Source organism: Chryseobacterium vaccae (assembly GCF_009602705.1).
In the GTDB taxonomy this organism is placed as follows: domain Bacteria; phylum Bacteroidota; class Bacteroidia; order Flavobacteriales; family Weeksellaceae; genus Chryseobacterium; species Chryseobacterium vaccae.
In genome coordinates, this window is sequence record NZ_VSWH01000001.1 from 2,426,424 (window position 1) to 2,445,391 (window position 18,968).

Genomic DNA, 18,968 nt, shown 5'->3' on the forward strand with positions numbered 1-18,968 from the left:
CATAACTTTTGGAAATTCTCAAACAGAACATAATTTTTTATGAAAAAAGTTTTCATCCATATCCCGATATTATTATTTTGCACTACCATTACATTAGTTTCCTGCAATGCATCTAAAAATGCAGGTACTGATCTTCCTAAAGATATTTCCCAGAGACCTGCTGATGAAGACAGCCAAAGATATGATCAGGCCCAACTGGATAAATTAAAAGCCTCCATAGAATCTGAAGCATCTGAAAAATGTACTAATGCTTCGGACTGGACCTTTGCTCCAATGGGGGCCAAAGCCTGTGGGGGCCCGATGCTGTATATTGCTTATCCAAAAAAAATAGAAACTTCCATCCTGCCAAGGATCAATGTGTATACAGAAAAGGTAAAAGCATTTAATGAAAAATACAACATCACTTCCGACTGTATGATGATAATGCCTCCAACAGCAGTAAAATGTTCCGCTGGAAAGGCAATTCTTATTACGGAACAGCGATAGAAAAAAATCAAAGCAAAGGTTATATATCCCGTTGAATTATTCAACAACAAACTCGCTCAGGAGTTTATACTAAGGATTAAAACGAAAGCTCCGTCAATTGACAGAGCTTTTAATTTTTTTTATATAGTTTCTATAAAGTCTATAACGCTTCAATACTATCCTTCCACTTCTTTCACATTCTCCTTATACCATGAAGAATATTTCACATAATTATCTGCAATCCTATTTACTTCTCCCTCCAGCAGCTGTGCAGAGATATCTTTAATTTTTTTGGCAGGTACTCCTCCCCAAACTTCCCCGGATTTGATATGGGTTCCCTGCGTTACCACAGACCCCGCTCCTACAATAGAATTTTCTTCTATCAGGCAGTCATCCATTACAATAGCTCCCATCCCAATCAGGACGTTATCTTTTACCGTGCATCCATGAACAATGGCATTGTGACCAATGGAAACATTATTCCCGATATTCAAAGGGTGCTTCTGATAGGTACAGTGCAGCATGGCGTTATCCTGTACATTAACTTTATCTCCCATTTTGATGTAGTGAACATCCCCTCTGATCACGGCATTATACCAGATACTGCAGTTCTCACCCATTGTTACATCTCCTATAATGGTTGCTGTTTCCGCTAAAAAAGTTCCCTCACCAATCTGAGGCATTTTCCCTAAAAGTTCTTTTATGATTGCCATAATTTTAATTTGATAATTTGAAAATATATTAATTTGAAATCATGAATTCTGCCAATATCTAACGATTGTCTGAAAATATACGAGTTGAAAATATCGATTTCCTTCCATCTCTATACTCTAACTTCTAATTTTAAATGACTGTGATAGCAAAAATCTAAATTCAAATCTCTAAGTTCTAAATTCTAATTGCGTATTTTTGTATCTCAAATTTAACGAAAAAATGCGTACAATACTTATAGAACCAACCGAAAACCCGAAAGTGATGAAATTTGTTGCAGATTACAATCTGATTCCGGGGTCTTTAGAGTTGGACAGAAGTTCAGATATTTCAGAAATTCCAATGGCACAGGAACTTTTCAATTATCCTTTTGTGGAAAGAGTTTTCATTACTGCCAATTTTGTAGCAGTAGCCAAACAGGATACTATTGAATGGGAACATGTGGCGGAAAGTCTGAAAAATGTTATCGAGGATGAATTACTGGCTAATCCAAGAATTTATCTTCAGAAGAAAAAAGAGATGTACCAGATTTATGCTGAGATGACTCCTAATCCGAATGTGATGAAATTCGTTTCCAGCAAACTGTTATTAGAAGGTTTTGTGGAAGTAAAATCAAGAGAGGCTGCAGATGGAGTTCCATTAGCACAGGCTATTTTCAAAGAGTTTGATTTTGCTAAAGAAGTTTTCATCTCTGACAATTTTGTTGCGGTAACAAGAGATAATTCTGTAGAATGGCATGAAGTGATGATGGCAGTCCGCGCTTTAATTGCAGAATACCTTCAGAACGGAGGAGAAATTTCAAATCTTGAACCTCAAAAACATGAGAATCCGGTTGAAAAGATCATCAACAGAGATTATACCGAGGATGAGCAGAAAATTTCTGATATTTTAAATGAATATGTTGCTCCTGCAGTAGAAAACGACGGCGGGAAAATTTCACTGATGGAATACGATCAGGAAAGTAAAACAGCCAAGATGCTTCTACAGGGAGCCTGTTCAGGATGCCCAAGCTCAACAGCTACTCTGAAAAACGGTATTGAAAATATTCTGAAACAGTTTGTTCCTGATCTGGTAGAAAGAGTAGAAGCTGTGAATGGATAAACGTTGTAGCGTTTAAGCTAAAAACCTTCAATTTCCAATATTAACTGAAATATACATCACTAAAATAAAAAGTTTTGCAGAAAGAATCCCGAAATTCAAAGAAAGGAATTTTATTGGTCAATTTAGGATCACCCAGATCTACGGCAGTAAACGATGTAAAGGAGTATCTTGATGAATTTTTAATGGATGAAAGGGTTATTGATTACCGCTGGATCTTCCGTGCACTTCTTGTTCAGGGTATCATCCTGAAAACAAGACCTGCCAAATCTGCAGAAGCCTATAAAACCGTGTGGACGGATCAAGGCTCTCCTTTGATCGTTATTACTGAAAAAATTCAGAAAAAACTTCAGAAGCTGGTAGATGTTCCCGTAGAAATCGGAATGCGTTACGCACAACCAAGCATTGAAGCAGGAATTCAGAGATTAGTGGATCAAGGAGTTTCTGAAATCGTTCTTTTCCCTTTGTACCCGCAATATGCAATGAGTACAACAGAAACGGTTATTGAAAAAGCAGAAGAAGTACGGAAAAAGAAATTTCCTACCGTAAAAATCAATTATATTCAGCCTTTCTACAACAGAGATATTTACATTAATTGCCTAGCAGAAAGCATTAAGGAAAAGCTTCCTGAAAATTTTGATGCCCTGCAGTTCTCCTATCATGGGGTTCCGGAAAGGCATATTTATAAAACAGACCCGTCGAAGACCTGTAAAATTGATGATGCCAACTGTATCAACAGCCAGGTGGATACTCATAATGCTTATTGCTACAGACATCAGTGTTATAAAACTACTGAGGCTGTTATAGCTAAAATGGGACTTCCAAAAGAAAAAACCATCGTTTCTTTCCAGTCAAGGCTGGGGAAAGATAAATGGATAGAACCTTATACGGATGAAACTTTAGAAACCATTCCTGGAAAAGGTATTAAAAACCTTGCAGTGGTGTGTCCGGCTTTCGTTTCAGACTGTCTGGAAACGCTGGAGGAAATTTCAGTGGAAGGTAAAGAGCAGTTCCAGCATGCTGGCGGAGAAAACTTCCATTACATTCCATGTCTGAATGATGAAGACCGCTGGATAGAGGTTGTAAAGACACTCTGTGAAGAAAAGTTGAATGACTTTTATCTGGTTTAAAATACAAAGAACTGCCATATCAGGCAGTTCTTTTTTAATCTGAGAAATCTGTGGAAAACAAATGAGACGTCTTTATTGACATCTCTTATTATTTTAATAATTCAAAGTTTTATTTAGCTCCCACAGGTGTTCTGAATTCCCCGTATCCCATCAATCCATCATAACTTCGTCCGAAAGGTGCATAATATAGAAATGCCTGGTACAGGTTTTCTGTCTGCCAGAAATTTCCGTTGATCTCGCCGAAGTTCAGGCTGCCATTACTTTCTTTGGTGGCCAGAATGTAATTATAGAATCCTTGTTTCAGGAATATTTTAGCCACATATTTTTTGCTGGCTGCATCGTAATGCATCTGGTTTTCTTTGGAGGGGGTGAAATTATTAAAACCGCCCAAAACATAGATCTCTTTATCTGCAGGATCAGAATCCAAAGAAAAATAAACCCAAGAATAATCGGCCTCCCTGTCTGCATTTCTTTCCAGACCCAGGTCATTTCTTCTGTAATACCACGCACCGTTCACATCCGGCTGATACTGGTAGTTAAGAGGAAAAGCCCAAACGGAATGCAGATAAGTCTGATTGACACCGTCTTTTAATTCTGTGGCACGAACCATGTCCGCTGCCATATTCATATTTTTGTTATCGAAATAATAGAATTCATTGTTACCCGGGAAAGTAAGGCTCATTTGCTGGAAAAGCAGCTGGTTTCCTAATGTAGTACTTGGTTTCAAATTATTGACTGTTACATTCGGGTTGTTATTCTGCATCACATTAAGAGACATAGAATTCACATTGGAAGAAAGATCTCCTCCTTTTGAAACAACTTTTGCCTCTACCCTCTGGTTGATATTCGGATTTTTCGCATCAGCAATTCTTGAAATGTTCAGTGCTATCGTAGCCGCATCTTCCACGACATAAAATCTTCTTTTAAAAAGAGGTCTTTCAGCAGAATCCTTATAAACGATCAACTCAAAATTTCCGGAGATCTTCGGCTGTATCTTATCATTCGGAAATGTCAGCTTATAATGAGTATAAGGCTGAATGGTATTGAAAGAATACTGGAACTGATCCAGCAGTCCGTTCAGACTTCCGGTGGCAAATTCCGTAAAGAAAAGATTATCATCATTCCAGTTCCGGTCGTAATGTTTGATGGTATATCTGTAAATTTCGCTGGCATTGGTAAGATCATCAAATCTGAGAACCAGCTGTTCACCGAATTTTATTACCGGGGTTTCGTCATTGGTCTGTGGATTAAACAGCTGTATGCTCTGGATATTCTGCCCAAAAGCCAGTCCGCTCAAAGAAAGTAAAAATATGCGCAAAGTTTTCATTATGACGAAGATAACGAAAAATCGGGATTTTCTTAATAATATCGTACTTTTGAATAAAAAATATCCGATATGCTTCAGATTCAAGGTTTCGTATTCAATTTTGCGAGCGAAAACACTTATATTCTATACAACGAAAACAAAAATGCATGGTTAATTGATCCCGGAAATATGAGTCCGCAGGAAACCCAGGTGATTGATCATTTCATCACGGAAAACGGACTGCATATTCAGAAAATTCTGCTTACTCATGCTCATATCGATCATGTTTTGGGGCTTCAGTGGGCTTTTGATCAATTTAAAGTTCCGGTTTATCTGCACCAGGAAGATCAGGAAGTATTGGATATGCTTCAGGCAAGCGGGATGAGATTCGGGATGAATATCGATCCTGTGAAAGTAGAAACCCAATATGTTACGGAAGGTGAGGAACTTGATCTGGACGGAGAAAAATTCAAGATTTATCATGTTCCGGGACATTCTCCGGGAAGTGTGGTATATCACAATGAAAATCAGAAATTCATGATCTCCGGAGATGTACTTTTTGAAGGCAGCATCGGAAGAACAGATCTTTATAAAGGAAATTACGAGCAGCTGATTGACGGCATCAAAACAAAACTTTTCGTACTGGATCCTGAAACACAGGTTTTCTCCGGCCATGGAAATCCTACATCAATTGGTTTTGAGAAGCAGTACAATCCTTTTTTTAAGTAAAAAACTGAGTCCGGGTTAAGGAATTTAGAGATAAAAAGGCTTGAGGAGTGGATCAGATTACAGAGAAATTAAAAAACTTAAGAAAACCCGCTAAGGGGAAAAGTATTTAAAGAAATGGAAAATTCTATAAAAATAGGAAGTCATTATTACGATCTGAACATCAAACATTTCTGTTTTGAACGGGAACAGTCACTCAGTTATATCAATGATCTGCCCCTTCTGAACCAGTTTCTTAATCTGACCTCTGCCAGTTTTTCCTGTTCAAATCTCAATGATGAAGGGTTAGCTCATATATCCGATTGCTATAAAATTGAATATTTGGATGTACAGGACACTGAAATTACCAATGAAGGGATAAAGCATATCAAAAATCTGAACAATTTAAAATACCTCAGGTTAAAAGAAAATTCACAGCTTACCAACGACTGTATTCCGGATCTGGCAGCATTAGATTTTTTATTCGACTTGCAAATTCATGAAACATCAATTGATGAAGAGGGGTTGAAAAAATTTGTTGCTCTGAAAAATTTAGAAATTTACTGCTTCCTGGAAAATATCTGCATCCACGTACGGGACAACAATTATACATTTGAAGGACTTTTAGATATATCAAGAAAAATTCCAGACTGCGCTATTTTAGCAAAGGGTAACGGAGAATTCCTTAATGGTACATTTGATGGAAAATGGCGCCATTAGAAGATGGAGTAAAAAAAATAAAACCGTCAGTACATAGGTTCTGACGGTTTCCTGTTATAAAGAAATAGAAGTATTAAAAATCTAAAGTAATAGAAGCTCTGGCAGCAGCCCCCAAAATAGGTCTTGCCATTCTGATATTGGTTCCTGTTACCGTCTGTGATCTTGGATCTCCTTCTGTAATTCCAATGGTATTAAAGATATTGGTTCCGTCTACGGCAAAACGTATTTTTCCAAGCTGGTAAGACATTCCGGCCCCGAATTCTGTGAAAGAAGGCAGAATATTATCAGCTGTATTGCCTTCATTCTGGAAACGTTTTCCGTAATAGTTCATGCTTACATAAGCTCTCCACTCCTTGGTAATATTCACTGCCGGAGAAATATTGAAATAGAATTTAGGCATTCTTCTTACGGTGTTGCCGTCATAATCAAACGTAGTTCCGTTTGCATTTCTTCCTGTAAAATCCTTGTATTTCGGATTCTGAATGGTTCCGTTAAAGGTCACCTCAAGAATATTGTTGAAGAGTCTTGTATACCCTTCGATCTCTACTCCAAGGTTGGTGGTATTGGCGAATTTATTTTCAGAAGTTCCGTCTGAGAATACATCGGTGAATGAAAGATCTTTAAGCGTGGAATAGAAAGGAATTACCCCGATATCAAAGTTTCTCGAATAATATTTATAGCCTATTTCAAGCTGATTGGTACGAACCGGCTTGATCTGGTCCAGATTTGCCATATTGTTATAGTACGCTTCTTCATTCGGAGATCTGAAACCGTGAGAGAAACGGGCGTATACTGCATTTCCTCTGTTGATCTTATAGTTCGCAGCCATAGTATAAGATACTTTGTTGATGTCATAATACCAGTACGTATATTTATTCCCCAGAACCGCCATATTATCATCAGCGGTTGTAGTGGTGAAGCTGTGAGTTCCATCTGTGGTCAGACCTGAATTATTTAGGTTGGCTGTTGTTGTATTCACACCATATCCTTTATAGAAATCACGGCTGTAACGGATTCCTCCATTAAAACTTAAAGCTTCTGTAATATTGTAATCCAAGTTTAAATAAAGATCATTCAGACTTCCCTGAATCTGTGAATCTCTGATCAGGAAAGACATATCTTTAACTCCGTTATACGTTTGGGAATAGCCCACATCTGAGGGATCCATTGAAGGATTCACCAGGTTAAGCAGCTGAGGTCTGTCCGTAGCCGTTGTTAAAATATTGCTCCAGTTCCAGTATTGATGCGACTTCCAGTTTGATTTATAGAAACCGGCTGTTACATTTCCTTTATCAAATTTATAATTGAACTGAAGGTCATTCACAAAATTATTCATCTGTTTGTCGATCGCCCAGAATCCTAATTTCTGAATATATTCCGGATTGACAATAGCACCGGTACTTACGAGTGAATACTGATAGTTACTCATTCCCAGTCCGCCATCTTTTACAAGATCTGTTGCATATGCAGAAGCCAGTTTAGGTGCTCCTGCCGGAAACATTCCTGTATACTCCATGTTGATATTGGTGTATCTGGTTTTATTCAGGACGCTGAAATTATTTCCAAGATCATATTTAAACTCTGCTCCCACAACATCTACTTTCGGGTGGATTCCGTTTTCAAGATCTCTTTTAAAGAATCCGCCTCCGGCCTGTGGAATGCTCAGCTGACTGAGTGCTCTGTAGCTGTAGGTTCCATAATTGGCGTCAAATCCCGGAAACTCTTTCAGTTTATCTCCATCCTGGGTTAAAGGAATCGGGAGGTAGAATGTATTTCTGTCATCCAGCTTTTTATAATAAATTTTTGCATACCCTTTATCAAACACATACTTCAGGTTCATTCTGATCTGTCCACCGTTATTGGCCTTAAATCCTGTTTTTCTGATTCCGTTATCTGTTCTGTAAAAACCGCCTACATTAAAGAAAAGCTTATCCTGAATCAGAGCTCCTCCTACATTCACGTCGGTACGCATCAGACCATAGGTTCCGGTTTCCAGTTTAGCGGTTCCTCTAAAATTATTGGTTCCTTCTTTCGTAATAAAATTGATCAGACCACCGGGAGAATTGTTGGCATAAATAGATCCCGAACCTCCTCTTAATGCTTCCAGACGGTTCACTGTATTATCCACCCGGAAGAAATTATCCGCATTGGCAAACTGAAGGGCACCATCTTCAAAAACCGGAAGCCCGTCTTCCTGTACCTGAACAAATTCATAGGCTCCCGCAGAAGGAATTCCTCTTGCAAAAAGGTTATTTCCCACTTCCCCACCTGATGTTTCCACAGCAAACCCCGGAACTCTCTGCAGTAAAGCCGCTGCACTGATTGGGTTCTGCTTCTGAATCTCTTTGGCTGTAAAAGTAGAAATCGCCGTACTGGATTCTATTTTCTTTTTCGGGCCGGAGTTTCCGGTAATAACGATCTGGTCTATTGAAGAGGTCTTGATGGAATCCTGCGGAGTTTCCTGTGCATACACATTATTGAAATAAAGTGAAGCCGTGGCCACCATTAAAAATATCGATCTTTTTTTCATAGCACATGATTTTTATAGAGTTAGTTTTGTTTTAATTTAAGATAGACTCCGTTAGTCCATCCGAATCCGTCCTGATTCGGGTATTCTCCTCCTCCTGCAATCGTTTCCGTGTCTAATGCATTGTATTTTTCCATCAGTTTTCCCGTGTTTTTATAGACTCTTTCTACATTGGAACACCAATTATTTTTTATTTTTTCTGCCAGTTCATCAAAACTATAATTTTTCATGGCTTTAAAACCAAGCCACTGATAAGGAGCCCAGGCATTCGGAAGATCCCACTGCTGGCCTGAATTTTTGGTAGTCGTCACCAAACCGCCCTGATAAAGAAATTTCTCAGCAACCGCATTGGCAATACCTTCCGCCTGTTCCTGATCTGCAATTCCAAGGAATAAAGGGTAAAGAGCAGCAATATGTTCAGACGGTGTTTTTGTGTTTTTTTTAGTGTGATAATCTTTGTAAATCTTAGTGTTTGCATCCCAGAAATATTTGTTGATCATCTGTCTTCGCTTTGCTGCTCTTTCAGTAAAATAATTTTCTTTTTCTCCCAGATCCTGAAGTGCTGATGATTTTGCCAAAGTATTTTCCAAATGCCATAAAAGGCAGTTCAGATCTACTTCTGCAATGTTCATGGTTTCTATGGTCTGTATATGTTCTCCGTCCGCAAACCATCTGCTGGAAAAATCCCAGCCGGATTCGCAGGCACTTCTTATATTTCTGTAAAATTCTTCATCCGCTGCACTTTCCTGGTCTTCAATATCGATCAGATAACTTTCAGGACGTGGTGCGTTTTCTGCGTCATAGTAACGGTTCAGCAGATCGCCGTCTTTTGTTTTAACAATTCTTTTTACATTGGAGCCATGATCCAGCCATTCTTCACCATTCATCCAGAAAGCATATTCCTTTTCCAGCGTATCATGGTATCTGGTGTATATTGTTTCATCACCTATTGTTTCAAAAAGCAGTTCCAGCATCAGCGAAAAATACGGAGGCTGTGAGCGGCTCAGGAAGTGGGTACGGCTTGCATTAGGAACAAATCCTACATTCTGAATCAGATATGAACAGTTTTCCACAATATTTTCCATCATCTCTGTTCTTCCTGAAACCTGCAGCCCAAGCATAATGAAATAACTGTCCCAATAGAAAAATTCATTGAAGCGGCCCCCTGGAACAACATAAGGTTTAGGAAGTTTCAGTAAAGTTCCTTTTTCTTCGTAAGCATCACGGGTCAGCTCATCCCAGAGTTTCTCAATATGTTCATCAATAGGAAGGCGCTCTTCTCTTTGAATGGAAACCTTCGCCCCTAAAAAATCAAAATGAGTCATGACAAAATCTTTCAGGTCAAAACCTTGAGTTCCTCTCCTTTTTTCATATTCAGCATTGATCTCAGCCACAGGAAATACCGGGACTGCGTCGGTCATCATTTTCTGATCCTCAAAGATTTTTGATCTCTGCACATCATCAAAAAGAGCCTGAATTTCTTTTATATAAAGCTGTTTATTCATCTTATTTCTTAGGGTTTATTTTTAACTTATTCATGAAAATAGCTGAAATGATCAGCAGTGAAAGCGGGATCAATGAAAGATAAAATGCCTGCTGTCCACTGAATTCCTGGAAGACAAAGCCGGTAATCACAGAGCCAATCGTTCCTCCGACAGCCGAGAAAACGACGATCAAGCCGGACATTGCGCTGTGAAGGTATTTGGGAATGGATGCCAGGATCACAGAATTAATACTTGGATAAATAGGTGCCAGCAACCCGCCCATTAAAGGAAATAAATACACAACCAGCGGAGCATTCAGCCAGTTGGTTCCGGTACTGATGTGAATATTGTGGGTAAGTGGTAAAACCAACAGAATACTGATTCCAAAACCAATCACGCAAAAAGACACAACATAAATCCAGCTGAACTTTTTGGAAAAGAAACCTGAGAGAAATCTTCCCAATGCAAACGCTCCCGCCAAAACAGCTCCTGCCTGAATACTCATAGAAGTCGGCACTTTTAAAATTTCCTTATAGAAAGTAGGAGTCCAGGTCTGAAAACTCTGTTCTACCAGTACAAAAAGAAAAGCACATAACAGGAAAAACAAGACTTTCTTATAGCTGAAAAGACTTATACTGTTCTTCAGATCTCCCCACAGATCGGTTTTCTCATCTTTCGCTTCTTTCTCATCCAACTTTGAAAAGAACAGAAACAAAAAAGATAAAGTGGAAACTGTACCCAGCACCCAATATACATTCAGCCAGTGGGTAGATTTCGGATTGTGATCATCAATAAATAAACTGAAAAGGACATTTCCCATCAAAACACCAATCATAAAGAATCCTTCCAGATAGCCCATAAAGCTGGAATGCTCTTTATCCGTATCCGTCACAAGTCCAATTGAGGTGAAGACCGAGATTTTAATCAGAGCAAATGAAACTCCTACCACAGCAAATAACAGTTTAAAAAACCAGAAGTCATTGGAAAACGGCATAACAAAACACATACAGCTTACCATAAAAAGGGCGGCCAGCATAGAGTTCTTAATTCCTATTTTCGGAAGAAACGATGCAAGGATAAATGAACATATCGCAATCGGCAGGTCTTTAAAACCTTCCAGAATGCTCGCAGAAGATTTAGAAATTCCGAAGTTCTGCTGTACCTGCAAAATCACTGTTCCCACAGAATTCAGGAGAATGGCGAAAACAAAGTAATTCAGAAAAAGTACGGCTTTGATGTTGAAATTTTTCATGGAGATCATTTCTTGCCGGCTAAGATAGAAGCATTTGGGTTAACATTAATTTAACACAATAAACCAATCTTTGAACTATATTAATATAATTAGTATTTTTATTGAATAATTAAGATTAATGAAATGAAAGTCAGTTTTGAGAGAATCGTTCCGAGCGAAAAAAGCTCTTTCCGTACGCTTCATAACAACTCGCCGATCTGCGAGTTCAAATGGGAGTATCATTACCATCCGGAAATAGAACTGGTCTGTGTCATATCCGGAACCGGAACCCGGCATGTCGGTTATCATAAAAGCAATTATACGAATGGGGATCTGGTTCTCATCGGCTCCAATATTCCTCATTCGGGATTTGGCCTGAATTCTACGGATCCGCATGAAGAGATTGTGCTTCAGTTCAAAGAAGAGATCCTTCAGTTCCCGCCACAGGAAGTGGATGCTGTCTCCATAAAAAACCTGCTGGAACTTTCTAAATACGGCATCCATTTTCATCATAAAATCAAAAAAGCAATGCTTCCGAAATTAAAAATTCTTTTGGAATCAGAAGGCTACAAAAGGTATCTGCTGCTGCTGGAAATCCTTTTTGAACTTTCAAAATGTAAAGATTATGATCTTCTGAATAAAGAAATCATGCCTTACACCATCATTTCAAAAAATAAAACAAGGCTGGAAAACATTTTTACTTTCGTGGAAAATAATTACGACAAAGAAATCAGAATCGAAGACGCTGCCCGGCTGGCTAATCTTACCCTTCCGGCTTTCTGTAATTTCTTTAAAAAAGCGACCCAAATCACTTTTACTGAGTTTGTGAACCGGTACCGGATCAATAAAGCCTGCCTGCTGATGGCTCAGGATATGAGTATTTCGGAATGCAGTTACAGTTGTGGCTTCAATAATGTAACCTACTTTAACAGGATGTTTAAAAAATATACTGAAAAGACGCCTTCAGAATTTATAAAAAACTATTCATCCAATAAGGTCAATATATAATTTTTTCTAATTTAGAGTCTGTTTAAATCTCATTCTTAAACTCTTATACACCTGGTTATCAGATAAATTTTATTAACAAAACTCAATAGATCATGTTTGAAATTATTTTTTGATAAAAAAGATTAATGCAAGATTTCTATGCTATGCATAGGCAATATTGATTTTAAAGGAAGCAAAGGACAGAATCAACTCCGTTGATTCGATGAAGCGGGCATTATAAACCGCACATTAGCCTTATCTTTAAATCTTCTATTCCTGTTAAAAAAAGACTTCATAAATCTGCCAGATCTACCCAATCTGCGAGCATAAAAAATATCTCGATAAGCAAATGTTTATGCACAAAAAAAAGCTGCTCTTAAAAAGAACAGCCTTATATCTTGGAGGAAGTTAAATAATTAAGCTTCGGTTATTTCCATTTGATATTGCATCCCATGCTTGGTTTCTGAATTTCTTCCTGAGGTTCTCCTGCCAGAAGATTTTCAAATGCAATGATCAGGTCTTCCCCTGTTACATCTTTATTGTTTCCTGGTCTGGAATCATCCATCTGCCCTCTGTATACAAGATCAAGTTTGTCATCAAAGAAATAAAAATCCGGAGTGCAGGCTGCATCATAAGCTTTTGCAATGCTCTGGCTTTCATCAAACAGATAAGGGAAGTCAAATTTCCTTTCGATCTGGAATTCAATCATTTTTTCAGGAGCATCATCAGGATATTTTTCAATATCATTAGCGTTGATCGCGATGAATTCTATTCCTTTATCATTGTAATCTTCATACAGCTCGTTGATTTTATCGATTACGTGAAGAACAAACGGACAATGGTTGCACATAAAGATGACTAGTGTTCCTTTTTCTCCTTTCAATTCATCCAAAGATTGAATCTCATTGGTTTTTGACGGGTTCGGAAGCTCAAAAAACGGTGCTTTTGTTCCTAGAGCCAGCATATTGGAGGGCGTATTCATATCTTTTATTTTCTTTGTTCACAAAGATAAAGTTTCTTTTGATACAAAGCGAATCTGCTGATTTATAAACTTTCGTTAAATGTTAAAAGTAAAATATCATTTGGAAGTTATCACTAAAAGTTTGTAGTTTTGCTAACACTGTTAGTAATAATATCATGGGATTGCATGAACGTCGTCAGAGAGAGAAAGAATCTATCCGTGCAAATATTTTGCAGGCGGCTTTTGGTTTGGCTAAAACTGAAGGCTGGGCTTCCCTTTCGATGAGGAAAATTGCTGATGCTATAGAATACAGTGCTCCGGTAGTGTATGATTATTTTGAAAATAAGGAGGCTATTTTGTATGAAATTTCCCTGAATGGTTTTCATTCCCTTCATATTGAACTGTTAAAAGCCCAGAGAAAACATGATACTCCTGAAGAACAGCTTACTGCCATTGTAGATGCATACTGGAACTTTGCATTCAAAAACCCGGAATACTATCAGCTGATGTTTGGGCTGGGAATGCAGTGTTGTGGTAAAGGACAGATGAAGGAAGAATTTTCTTCGTTTCAGGATCTGATTTATGAGTGTACCTATAATATCATTAAAAAGAACGGATCTAATCCTGAAAATGCCTGCCATATGTCGCATGCTTTATTTTCTGCAGTACACGGACTGATCTCTATTATGATGATGCGTACGACTGATATTCCGTCTACGATGAATAAAACTACCCTGGACGAAACTGTTTCGGCTTTTATTAAGTCTTTGTAAATTTTTTTTGAATTAAAAATTAACACCGTTAGGAAAAATAACATCGGATAAGAACCGTTAAAAAACTCAATACTATGAAATTCTTAACCCAAATAATTGATTTCACTTTTTGTCTATCAATTTAACACTGTTAGAAAAATTAACACATAATTAATACACCTCATTATATATAAAATCAACATTTAAAAAACCACTATTAACAATTATGGAAATAACGATTTGACTCCTTTATCAGAAATTCTGATTTTTTTTACCCTATAAACTAACACTGTTAGGTAAAATAACAGGATTTACAAAAAGAACACTATTACTTAAATCTAACACTTCATTAAAAAAATTAAACCAACAAATGAAAATACCTGGAAAAATAAGGTTCATCGTACTTATATCAAGTATTATCCTTTTACAGAACTGTACCAAAGCAGCAGAAGGTTCCAACACGCCCCCCCCTGCTCCGGAACTGCCGGTTTATACCGTAATCTCCTCTCCTGCTACCACCTATCAGGAATTCCCTACCGCGCTGGAGGGTAAAAATAATGTAGAAATCAGATCTCAGGTAGACGGATACCTGGACAGAATTTATGTGGAAGAAGGTTCTTATGTAAGAGCTGGACAGCCTCTTTTCAAAATAGACTCAAGAAGTTATGGCGAACAGATGAACATGGCACAGGCCAATCTTCAGGCTGCAAATGCCAATATTGAAAAAGCAAGAGTGGAAGTAGACAGACTTCAGCCGTTAGTAGCCGCTAAAGTTGTTTCTGATGTTCAGCTTAAAACAGCAAAAGCCAATTATGCTGCTGCCGTCGCTGCTGCATCCCAAGCCAAAGCGTCTGTAGGAAGCGCCAGAATTAATGTGGGATTTACCACCATCACAGCCCCGGTAAGCGGGTATATCGGAAGGATCCCGTATAAAAAAGGAAGTCTGATCTCCAGAACAGACATCAACCCTTTGACCTTATTGTCTGATATCAGTGAAATTTATGCTTATTTCTCTCTAAGTGAACTGGATTTTATTGCTTTTCAGAACAAATATCCGGGAGCCTCTCTTGAAGAAAAGCTGAAAAATATGCCGATGGTAGAACTCGTTATTGCAGATAACAGCATCTATCCTGAAAAAGGAAAAATGAGCATCGTAGACGGCCAGTTTGATAAAACAACCGGAGCCATCAGCGTACGCGCAGTTTTCCCTAATACCAGCGGAGCCCTGAGAACAGGAAATACCGGAAGAGTACGCATGCCTCAACTGATTTCCAATGCGGTGGTTATCCCTCAGGAATCTACTTTTGAAATTCAGGATAAAACGTATGTATATGTCTTAGGGAAAGATAAAAAAGTCACCAGCAAACCTATAAAGATCTCTGGTAAGACTGAAAGCTATTATTTTATCTCGGAAGGACTTACTCCGGGAGAAAAGATCGTATACACGGGAATCGGGAACTTAAAAGACGGAGCTTCAATCCATCCGAAACCTATCTCGTCTGACAGTTTACTGAAAGCCAAACCTTTGTAGCCCGTAGCTGCAGAAGACTAAAAAAATAAACTTCCTATGTTAAAACAATTTATAGAAAGACCGGTCCTTTCAACGGTCATCTCCATTATACTCTTATTATTGGGGGCGTTGTCTCTCTTTAATCTGCCCATTGCCCTCTTTCCGGATATTGCTCCGCCAAGTGTTCAGGTAACGGCTTTTTATCCGGGAGCTAATGCTGAGGTTGTTGCCCGTTCGGTAGCAACACCTATTGAGGAAGCTGTAAACGGAGTGGAAAACATGACCTATATGACTTCCAACTCCAGTAATGACGGTACCATGACTTTGAGTGTTTTCTTCAAACAGGGCGCTGATCCCGATAATGCTGCCGTAAACGTACAGAACCGTGTATCCAAAGCCATGAGCCAGCTTCCCCAGGAAGTGGTACAAGCCGGAATTTCTACCCAGAAAGTTCAGAACAGTATGATTATGTTCATGGGACTGACCAGCGAAGATGCTAAACAGTACGATGAACTTTTCTTACAAAATTATCTGAAAATCAACGTTATTCCACAGATACAGCGTATTCCAGGAGTAGCACAGGCCCAGGTTTTCGGGACCAGAGATTATTCCATGAGAATCTGGCTGAAACCGGATAGACTGGCAGCCAACAGCCTTTCTCCACAGGAAGTTCTGGCCGCCATTAAAGATCATAACCTTGAAGCCGCTCCGGGACGTCTTGGCCAGGGAAGTAAGGAAACCTACGAGTATATCCTTAAATACAAAGGTAAACTGAATAAGGATGAAGATTATGAAAATATTGCCATCAAAGCCAATAATGACGGATCATTCTTAAGATTAAAAGATGTTGCCAGAGTAGAATTCGGTTCCTATACCTATACCGCGACCAACAGAGTGGACGGAAAACCCGTAGCAGGATTTGCTATTCTCCAGACTGCAGGTTCCAACGCAAACGAGATCCTTACGGAAATTGAAAAGCAGGTAAAAGTCATGGAAACTACCCTGCCGAAAGGAGTGAAACCTATTATTATGTACAATTCCAAAGACTTTCTGGATGCTTCTATTCATCAGGTGGTAGAAACGCTTGTGATTGCATTCATTCTTGTATTTATCGTAGTATATATTTTCCTTCAGGATTTCAGATCTACTCTGATTCCGGCTATTGCGGTACCGGTTGCCATTATCGGAACCTTCTTTTTCCTACAGCTGTTCGGATTCAGTATCAATATGCTTACTCTGTTTGCACTGGTATTGGCTATTGGTATTGTAGTGGATGATGCCATTGTTGTTGTGGAAGCAGTCCATTCTAAAATGGAACAGACAGGAATGCCCGTAGAAAATGCCACGATGAACTCGATGAGTGAAATTTCCGGGGCTATTATTTCCATTACCCTGGTGATGTGTGCCGTATTTATTCCGGTAGGCTTTATGCAGGGTCCGGCAGGAGTTTTCTACAGACAGTTTGCCTTCACTTTGGCTATTGCGATTCTGATCTCCGCAGTAAATGCATTGACTTTAAGCCCGGCTTTATGTGCTATTTTCTTAAATGATCCTCAGGGAGAACACGGTGAACACGGTCATAAAAAAGGTTTTGGAGCCAGATTTTTCAACGCATTTAATGTGAGCTTCAACAACATGACGAAAAAGTACATTTACAGTGTTAAATTTTTGATCAAAAATAAATGGATGGCTGTAGGCGGATTGGTACTCATTACAGCAATAAGTGTTTTTCTGATTAAAAAAGCACCCTCCGGATTTATTCCTACTGAAGATCAGGGATTCGTTCTGTATGCTGTGAATACTCCTCCTGGAAGTTCACTGGAAAGAACCAGCAGAGCCACAGAACAGATTGATAAGATTATTAACGGTGAAAAATCAACTAACCACCTTTGGGTAGCAGACGGAATGAACTTCATCAGCAATGCCAACGCTTCTCCTTATTCAGCCGGCTTTATCAAGCTTAAAGATTATGACAAACGCGGTGATATGAAAGACCCTGACCAGATTGCTGCAACACTGACAGGAAAGGTAAGCCAGGTGAAAGATGCCAATGCTTTCTTCTTCAACTTCCCTACCGTACAAGGGTTTGGTAACGTATCCGGTTTTGAATTCATGCTTCAGGATAAAACCAACGGTTCTTTTGAACAACTGGGAACAACAACACAGGCATTTATCGGAGAACTGATGAAACGTCCTGAAATTGCATTTGCATTTACCACGTATGCAGCCGGAAACCCACAGTATACGATTGAAGTGGATTCTGATAAAGCCAACCAGCTGGGAGTTTCAGTTACTGAACTGATGCAGACCATGCAGATCTATTATGGAAGCAGCTTCGTTTCAGATTTCAACAGATTCGGAAAATACTACAGGGTAATGGCTCAGGCGGATATTCCGTACCGTACCGATATTAACTCTCTGGAGGGAATTTATGTTAAAAATAAATCAGGAGAAATGGTACCGGCTAAAACACTGGTTACTTTGAAAAGATCTTTCGGACCTGAAACGGTAACAAGAAACAACCTCTTCAACGCGGTAACCATCAACGGAACGCCTAAACCAGGTTACAGTACCGGAGATGCCATCAAAGCAGTAGAAGAAGTAGCACAGCAGTCTCTTCCGAGAGGTTACGGCTACGAATGGACCGGAATTACCCGTGAAGAGATCAAAACAGGCGGACAGACCGTATTTATATTCCTTTTAAGTATCCTGTTTGTTTATTTCCTGCTGGCAGCGCAATACGAAAGTTATATTCTTCCGTTTGCCATTATTCTTACCATTCCGACAGGAATCTTTGGAGTATTTGCATTCACCGGATTAGCTGGTATTGATAACAATATCTATGTACAGGTCGGACTGATCATGCTGGTCGGATTATTGGCTAAAAATGCCATTCTGATCGTAGAATTTGCCGTACAGAGAAGAAAAGCAGGTAAAACTCTGATAGAATCTGCGCTTCAGGCTTCAAGATTACGTCTGAGACCGATCTTAATGACCTCTTTTGCTTTCATTGTGGGGATGCTTCCTCTGGTATGGACGCAGGGGGCTTCTGCAAAAGGAAATCATTCTATCGGGTACAGTACCGTTGGAGGAATGCTTACAGGAGTACTGTTCGGGATCTTTATTATTCCGGTAATGTATGTGATCTTCCAGTATCTGCATGAAAAAATGCCGAGCAGAAAGAAGAAAAGACTTCAAAAAAAGTTACAGCAGGAACAAGCTTTAACAGCTGCTCATTAAAATTAACTACCAATTTTGGAGAGAAAGAACAATGAAAGGTTTAATATTTAAATAGTTTTTAAATAGAAAAAAATCAGCGTTATCTGCAAAATCAGCGAGAGATTATTTTTTTAAGAATCTGAAAAAAACTCTGCCCAAACA

At 38.9% G+C, this 18,968-nt stretch carries 15 protein-coding genes; 9 read left to right on the forward strand and 6 right to left on the reverse strand.

The window, feature by feature from the left end:
- Positions 1-39: 39 nt before the first annotated feature.
- Positions 40-486 (forward strand): hypothetical protein, encoded by a 447-nt coding sequence (locus FW768_RS11025; RefSeq protein ID WP_153395386.1) that lies wholly within the window; start codon positions 40-42, stop codon positions 484-486.
- Between the two features lie 155 nt (positions 487-641).
- On the opposite strand, the gene FW768_RS11030 is transcribed toward FW768_RS11025, so the two are convergent.
- The gene (locus FW768_RS11030; protein ID WP_153395388.1) at positions 642-1,178 is read right to left on the reverse strand and encodes a gamma carbonic anhydrase family protein; all 537 of its coding nucleotides are present in this window, start codon (positions 1,176-1,178) and stop codon (positions 642-644) included.
- A gap of 220 nt (positions 1,179-1,398) precedes the next feature.
- Between FW768_RS11030 and FW768_RS11035 the strand changes: the two genes are divergently transcribed.
- Both FW768_RS11035 and hemH read left to right on the forward strand, forming a co-directional pair.
- On the forward strand, positions 1,399-2,277 hold the full coding sequence (locus FW768_RS11035) for a NifU family protein (RefSeq protein ID WP_153395390.1): 879 nt from the start codon (positions 1,399-1,401) through the stop codon (positions 2,275-2,277).
- Positions 2,278-2,351: 74 nt separating this feature from the next.
- Positions 2,352-3,404 carry a ferrochelatase gene (gene hemH / locus FW768_RS11040; protein ID WP_153395392.1) on the forward strand — a complete coding sequence of 351 codons (1,053 nt, stop codon included), beginning with the start codon at positions 2,352-2,354 and terminating at the stop codon, positions 3,402-3,404.
- Between the two features lie 109 nt (positions 3,405-3,513).
- Here hemH and FW768_RS11045 read toward each other — a convergent pair whose 3' ends face one another.
- Positions 3,514-4,731, reverse strand: coding sequence for a type IX secretion system plug protein (locus FW768_RS11045; protein ID WP_153395394.1), 1,218 nt, complete (start codon positions 4,729-4,731; stop codon positions 3,514-3,516).
- A 69-nt stretch (positions 4,732-4,800) separates the two neighbouring features.
- Here FW768_RS11045 and FW768_RS11050 point away from each other — a divergent pair, with 69 nt between their 5' ends.
- Positions 4,801-5,439, forward strand: a complete 639-nt coding sequence (locus FW768_RS11050) for an MBL fold metallo-hydrolase (RefSeq protein WP_153395396.1) — start codon at positions 4,801-4,803, stop codon at positions 5,437-5,439.
- Positions 5,440-5,553: 114 nt separating this feature from the next.
- The gene (locus FW768_RS11055) at positions 5,554-6,135 is read left to right on the forward strand and encodes a hypothetical protein (RefSeq protein ID WP_153395398.1); all 582 of its coding nucleotides are present in this window, start codon (positions 5,554-5,556) and stop codon (positions 6,133-6,135) included.
- A 73-nt stretch (positions 6,136-6,208) separates the two neighbouring features.
- Here the strand turns inward: FW768_RS11055 and FW768_RS11060 are convergent, their stop codons facing one another.
- Genes FW768_RS11060 through FW768_RS11070 form a run of 3 tightly spaced genes read right to left on the reverse strand, consistent with a single transcriptional unit; the run spans position 6,209 to position 11,398 of the window.
- Positions 6,209-8,665 (reverse strand): TonB-dependent receptor, encoded by a 2,457-nt coding sequence (locus FW768_RS11060; RefSeq protein ID WP_153395400.1) that lies wholly within the window; start codon positions 8,663-8,665, stop codon positions 6,209-6,211.
- A gap of 20 nt (positions 8,666-8,685) precedes the next feature.
- A complete protein-coding gene (locus FW768_RS11065; protein WP_153395402.1) occupies positions 8,686-10,167 on the reverse strand; it encodes a trehalase family glycosidase in 1,482 nt (493 codons plus the stop codon).
- A 1-nt stretch (position 10,168) separates the two neighbouring features.
- Positions 10,169-11,398 carry an MFS transporter gene (locus FW768_RS11070; RefSeq protein WP_153395404.1) on the reverse strand — a complete coding sequence of 410 codons (1,230 nt, stop codon included), beginning with the start codon at positions 11,396-11,398 and terminating at the stop codon, positions 10,169-10,171.
- Between the two features lie 123 nt (positions 11,399-11,521).
- Here FW768_RS11070 and FW768_RS11075 point away from each other — a divergent pair, with 123 nt between their 5' ends.
- On the forward strand, positions 11,522-12,385 hold the full coding sequence (locus FW768_RS11075; RefSeq protein WP_153395406.1) for an AraC family transcriptional regulator: 864 nt from the start codon (positions 11,522-11,524) through the stop codon (positions 12,383-12,385).
- Positions 12,386-12,791: 406 nt separating this feature from the next.
- Here the strand turns inward: FW768_RS11075 and FW768_RS11080 are convergent, their stop codons facing one another.
- Complete coding sequence (locus tag FW768_RS11080) at positions 12,792-13,346, reverse strand: thioredoxin family protein (protein ID WP_153395407.1); 555 nt, start codon at positions 13,344-13,346, stop codon at positions 12,792-12,794.
- Between the two features lie 155 nt (positions 13,347-13,501).
- On the opposite strand from FW768_RS11080, the gene FW768_RS11085 reads away from it, so the two are divergent.
- The 3 genes from FW768_RS11085 (at position 13,502) to FW768_RS11095 (ending at position 18,827) form a co-directional block, all read left to right on the forward strand.
- Positions 13,502-14,098 (forward strand): TetR/AcrR family transcriptional regulator, encoded by a 597-nt coding sequence (locus tag FW768_RS11085; RefSeq protein ID WP_153395409.1) that lies wholly within the window; start codon positions 13,502-13,504, stop codon positions 14,096-14,098.
- Positions 14,099-14,447: 349 nt separating this feature from the next.
- Positions 14,448-15,608: an efflux RND transporter periplasmic adaptor subunit gene (locus FW768_RS11090; RefSeq protein WP_153395411.1), complete on the forward strand. Its 1,161-nt coding sequence runs from the start codon at positions 14,448-14,450 to the stop codon at positions 15,606-15,608.
- Between the two features lie 36 nt (positions 15,609-15,644).
- The gene (locus FW768_RS11095) at positions 15,645-18,827 is read left to right on the forward strand and encodes an efflux RND transporter permease subunit (protein ID WP_153395413.1); all 3,183 of its coding nucleotides are present in this window, start codon (positions 15,645-15,647) and stop codon (positions 18,825-18,827) included.
- Positions 18,828-18,968 lie beyond the last annotated feature (141 nt).

Coding starts and splice junctions, on each gene's coding strand:
- FW768_RS11025 (WP_153395386.1), top strand. CDS start 40: ATGAAAAAAGTTTTCATCCATATCCCGATATTATTATTTTGCACTACC.
- FW768_RS11030 (WP_153395388.1), bottom strand. CDS start 1,178: ATGGCAATCATAAAAGAACTTTTAGGGAAAATGCCTCAGATTGGTGAG.
- FW768_RS11035 (WP_153395390.1), top strand. CDS start 1,399: ATGCGTACAATACTTATAGAACCAACCGAAAACCCGAAAGTGATGAAA.
- FW768_RS11045 (WP_153395394.1), bottom strand. CDS start 4,731: ATGAAAACTTTGCGCATATTTTTACTTTCTTTGAGCGGACTGGCTTTT.
- FW768_RS11050 (WP_153395396.1), top strand. CDS start 4,801: ATGCTTCAGATTCAAGGTTTCGTATTCAATTTTGCGAGCGAAAACACT.
- FW768_RS11055 (WP_153395398.1), top strand. CDS start 5,554: ATGGAAAATTCTATAAAAATAGGAAGTCATTATTACGATCTGAACATC.
- FW768_RS11060 (WP_153395400.1), bottom strand. CDS start 8,665: ATGAAAAAAAGATCGATATTTTTAATGGTGGCCACGGCTTCACTTTAT.
- FW768_RS11065 (WP_153395402.1), bottom strand. CDS start 10,167: ATGAATAAACAGCTTTATATAAAAGAAATTCAGGCTCTTTTTGATGAT.
- FW768_RS11070 (WP_153395404.1), bottom strand. CDS start 11,398: ATGAAAAATTTCAACATCAAAGCCGTACTTTTTCTGAATTACTTTGTT.
- FW768_RS11075 (WP_153395406.1), top strand. CDS start 11,522: ATGAAAGTCAGTTTTGAGAGAATCGTTCCGAGCGAAAAAAGCTCTTTC.
- FW768_RS11080 (WP_153395407.1), bottom strand. CDS start 13,346: ATGAATACGCCCTCCAATATGCTGGCTCTAGGAACAAAAGCACCGTTT.
- FW768_RS11085 (WP_153395409.1), top strand. CDS start 13,502: ATGGGATTGCATGAACGTCGTCAGAGAGAGAAAGAATCTATCCGTGCA.
- FW768_RS11090 (WP_153395411.1), top strand. CDS start 14,448: ATGAAAATACCTGGAAAAATAAGGTTCATCGTACTTATATCAAGTATT.
- FW768_RS11095 (WP_153395413.1), top strand. CDS start 15,645: ATGTTAAAACAATTTATAGAAAGACCGGTCCTTTCAACGGTCATCTCC.